This is a genomic window from Photobacterium sp. R1 (assembly GCF_054600795.1).
Genome location: NZ_BAAHZP010001096.1, coordinates 1 through 229 on the forward strand (window position 1 = coordinate 1; position 229 = coordinate 229).

Annotated in this window: 1 protein-coding gene; it reads left to right on the forward strand. The window is 45.0% G+C overall.

The genetic code is table 11. The features are described 5' to 3' along the window. Positions 1 to 34 precede the first annotated feature (34 nt). The coding region (locus ACYP03_RS28445; protein WP_459782997.1) for a VOC family protein at positions 35 to 229 on the forward strand (195 nt) is incomplete at its 3' end.

Below are 229 nucleotides of genomic sequence, written 5' to 3' on the forward strand. Positions count from 1 at the left end.
GTCTGTTGAAATCAGCCATTAAGGAGCAGAGTCAGTGAAAAAGCACCATAAAATCAACTATGTTGAGTTCCCAGCAAGTCACATCCCCAAGACAAAGGCATTTTTTGAACGCGTTTTTGGCTGGTCATTTATGGACTATGGTGATGAATACGCCGCATTTTCAGAACAGGGATTGGATGGGGGATTTTATGCAGCGCCATTGTCTTCTCAGGTTGAGAATGGCGGTGCG